We start from the raw sequence: 3,629 nt of genomic DNA on the forward strand, positions 1-3,629 counted from the left end.
GCCGGTGCCGGTGGCGTCGGTCGGCGAGCAACCGGCCACCACGTACAGCTCGACCGGTTCGGCGTTCACGGTCGGCCGCTCGGCGATCCGTGGGGTGGGCCGGAGAGGTTAGGGGGTGGGGCGGGATTGGGCGAGGGTGGCGAAGGCGGTCAGGGAGTCGGGGTTGGCCAGGGCGCCCTTGGCGGCAGCCTGGTCGATCGGGGTGCCGGTGAGGATCCTCTTGACCGGGACCTCCAGCTTCTTCGCCGACAGGGTGCGGGGCACCGCGCGGACCTGGTGGATCTCGTCCGGGACGTGTCGGGGCGAGAGGGCGGTCCGCAGCTCGCGGGAGATCGTCGCCCGCAGGTCGTCGTCGAGGGTCAGGCTGTCGGCGAGCACCACGAAGAGCAGCAGCTCACCGGCGCCGCCCTCGTCGTCCTCCAGGTGCACGACCACCGAGTCGACGACCTCGTCGAGCCCCTCCACCACCGAGTAGAACTCGGCGGTGCCCAGACGTACGCCGCCCCGGTTCAGGGTGGCGTCGGAGCGACCGGTGATCACGCAGCCGCCGCGCGCGTTGATGGTGATCCAGTCGCCGTGTCGCCAGACTCCGGGATAGACGTCGAAGTACGCCTCCCGGTAGCGGCTTCCGTCGGGGTCGTTCCAGAAGCCCACCGGCATGCTGGGCATCGGCGCGGTGATGACCAGTTCGCCCAGTTCGCCGATGACCGGGGTGCCGTCGGCCGAGCGGGCCTCCACCTTGGCGCCGAGCGCCCGGCAGGTGATCTCACCGGCGTGCACCGGCAGCAGCGGCACCCCGCCGACGAAGCCGGTGCACACGTCGGTGCCGCCGGACAGGGACTGGAGTTGCAGGTCGGTGCCGACCGACTCGTACACCCAGGTGAAGCCCTCGGCGGGCAGCGGCGCACCGGTCGATCCCAGCCCGCGCAGCGCGGACAGGTCGGCGATCTCACGCGGCACCAGGCCCGCCTTGCGACAGGCCAGCAGGTACGGCGCCGAGGTGCCGAAGTAGGTGGTGCCGGTCTCCTCGGCCAACCGCCACAGCCCGCCCAGGTCCGGGTGGCCCGGGTTGCCGTCGAACAGCACGATCGTCGCGCCCACCGCCGGGCCGGAGACCAGGAAGTTCCACATCATCCAGCCGGTGGTGGTGAACCAGAAGAACCGGTCGGCCGGACCGAGGTCGTGGTGCAGGGCGAGCATCTTGAGATGCTCCAGCAGAATGCCGCCGTGCCCGTGCACGATCGGCTTGGGCAGCCCGGTGGTGCCCGAGGAGTAGAGCACGTACAGCGGGTGGTCGAACGGGACCGGGGCGAACGTCGCCGGCTCGTCGGTCGGCGCGGCCAGGTCGGCCCAGGAGAGCGCGTCCGCCGGAGGCGGGGCCGACGGGTCGAGGTAGGCGATGCTCACCGTGTGCCGCAGCGACGGCAGCGCGGCCCGGATCGCGGCCACCTCGGTACGCCGGTCCACCGGCTTGTCGCCGTAGCGGTAGCCGTCCACCGCGACCAGCACGGTCGGCTCGATCTGCTGCCAGCGATCTGTGACGCTGCGGGTGCCGAACTCCGGCGCACACGAGGAGAAGATCGCCCCGAGGCTGGCCGTGGCCAGCAGCAGCACGTACGTCTCGGGGATGTTCGGCGCGTACGCGGCCACCCGGTCGCCGGTGCCCACGCCGAGCCGGCGCAGCCCGGCGGCCACCCGACGGACCTGCTCGCGCAGCTCGGCGGCGGTCAGCGTGACCGGCGCGCGGGTCTGCGAGTGCGCGATCACCACCGGGTCGTCGTCGGCCCGGCCGGGCATCCGCAGCACGTTCTCGGCGTAGTTGAGCGTGGCGTCGGGGAACCACCGCGCCCCCGGCATGTCGCGCGTGGCCAGCGTGGCGGTCGGCGGGGTGTGCGCGACGACCTCGAAGTGGTCCCAGATCGAGCGCCAGAAGGCGTCCAGGTCGGTGACCGACCACTGCCAGAGCGCGTCGTAGTCGGCGAATTCGAGCCCTCGGTGCTCGGCCAGCCACCGCAGGTACGTCCCGATGCGTGAGCGCTGGAGCACGTCCGTCGGCGGCGTCCACAGCACGTCCGTCACTGGTCCACTCCTCCCCTGGCCCGGCACGACGCTGTGCCGTGGGCCGTGGCGTCATCTTAAGGAAGGGCACCTTGTTAACGCCTGCGGTAGTACCCGGGTCCCCTGCTAACACCACGGACCACGACAACCGCTCAGCCGGACTCGCCCCGGGCGTCCTGGATGGCGCGGCGGCGGGCCAGCCGGTGGGCGCGGCGGATCTCCGCCTCACGCCAGCGACGTTCGTCCTCCGGCGTCTCCGGCAGCACCGGCCGCACCGCCCGTGGCGCGCCGCCCACCTCGACGCCGACGAAGACGAGGTACGCGGTGGCCACCCGCACCGCCTCCGCCTCGGCCGAGTCCCAGCGCTCGGCCATCACCCGTACGCCGACCTCCATCGACGTCGAACCGGTCCAGTTGATCTGGGCGTACGCATGGATCAGGTCGCCGACCCGGACCGGCTCGGAGAAGACGATCTCGTCGATCGCGGCGGTGACCGCCGTACCCCCGCTGTGTCGGGCCGCGGCGGCACCGGCGACGTCGTCCACGAACTTCATCAGCACCCCTCCGTGCACGGTGCCGTAGAGGTTCACGTCGACCGCCGTCATGATCCGGCTGAGGGTCACCCGGGAGTACGACGTCGGCTTGCCTGGTGGCGCGGCGGAGAGGTGCTCGGTCATGGCGGAAACGGTACGGTGCGCGGATGCGACATCTGTGGAGCTTCCTCGCCGGGCTGGTGGTGGCACCGGTCACCTGGGTGCTGGTCACCCTGGGGCAGGACGGGTCGGCCGGGACGGTCGACCGGTGGGTGGAGATCGGCACCTCGAACACGGCAAACCTGATCGAACCGGCCGTTTATCTCGCCGTCGGCGGAATCGTGTTGGGCCTGCTCGGCACACTGCGCATCTCACCGCTCGGCCCGCTGGTGGCCGGGCTGCTGCTGATCACCCCGTACGTCGGGCTGTTCGTCGCGCCCTTCCGGGTACGCGAGCGCATCCCGGCCGACTGGGCGTTCCTCGGCGACCCGCTGCCGCTGCGGCTGCCGGTGCAGAACGGCACCCTGTTCCTGATCGGCCTGCTGCTGCTGATGGCGACGTTCAGCGGGCAGCGGTGGCGGCGCTGGCCGACGCCCGCACCGGTGGTGCCGCCGCCGGCCGAGGCGACGACCCAGGACCTGCCGGTGACCGAGTGGCCGCCCCCGCAGGCAGCGGAACGGGACACCGAGCCGCTGAGCCTCGGCTACCCGGACCCGGACGACACGCCGACCGAGCCGCTGCCCCGGCGTACCAGTGGGACCTCGCCCTGGTCGGCACCGCCCGGCAGCCTGCCGCGACGCGACGACGCGACCAACTGATCGAACAGCGGAGAGGGGCTCCGCCCGGTGGCCGGGTGCCGCCGGGCGGAGCCCTTCGTCGTCAGTCCTTGAGCAGTTGGCGGGCCATCACGATGCGCTGGACCTGGTTGGTGCCCTCGTAGATTTGGGTGATCTTGGCGTCGCGCATCATCCGCTCGACCGGGTAGTCCCGGGTGTAGCCGTACCCGCCGAGCAACTGCACCGCGTCGGTGGTGATCTC

General features: G+C 71.9%; 4 protein-coding genes. 1 reads left to right on the forward strand and 3 read right to left on the reverse strand.

Annotated features, from left to right (window positions below; genetic code table 11):
- Positions 1-108: 108 nt before the first annotated feature.
- Together ACWDVW_RS32485 and ACWDVW_RS32490 are read right to left on the reverse strand one after the other, a co-directional pair.
- Positions 109-2,079: an acetoacetate--CoA ligase gene (locus ACWDVW_RS32485; RefSeq protein WP_449956783.1), complete on the reverse strand. Its 1,971-nt coding sequence runs from the start codon at positions 2,077-2,079 to the stop codon at positions 109-111.
- A gap of 131 nt (positions 2,080-2,210) precedes the next feature.
- Positions 2,211-2,735, reverse strand: a complete 525-nt coding sequence (locus tag ACWDVW_RS32490; protein ID WP_449956786.1) for an acyl-CoA thioesterase — start codon at positions 2,733-2,735, stop codon at positions 2,211-2,213.
- A gap of 23 nt (positions 2,736-2,758) precedes the next feature.
- On the opposite strand from ACWDVW_RS32490, the gene ACWDVW_RS32495 reads away from it, so the two are divergent.
- Complete coding sequence (locus tag ACWDVW_RS32495) at positions 2,759-3,409, forward strand: hypothetical protein (protein WP_449956789.1); 651 nt, start codon at positions 2,759-2,761, stop codon at positions 3,407-3,409.
- A 61-nt stretch (positions 3,410-3,470) separates the two neighbouring features.
- Here the strand turns inward: ACWDVW_RS32495 and ACWDVW_RS32500 are convergent.
- Positions 3,471-3,629, reverse strand: a 159-nt coding sequence (locus ACWDVW_RS32500; RefSeq protein ID WP_449956792.1) for an acyl-CoA dehydrogenase family protein, incomplete at its 5' end; no start/stop codon positions are given.

The sequence above is a fragment of the Micromonospora sp. NPDC003241 genome, from assembly GCF_053589795.1.

Excerpts from the sequence above, each read along its gene's own strand:
- ACWDVW_RS32490 (WP_449956786.1), bottom strand. The coding sequence starts at position 2,735 with ATGACCGAGCACCTCTCCGCCGCGCCACCAGGCAAGCCGACGTCGTAC.
- ACWDVW_RS32495 (WP_449956789.1), top strand. The coding sequence starts at position 2,759 with ATGCGACATCTGTGGAGCTTCCTCGCCGGGCTGGTGGTGGCACCGGTC.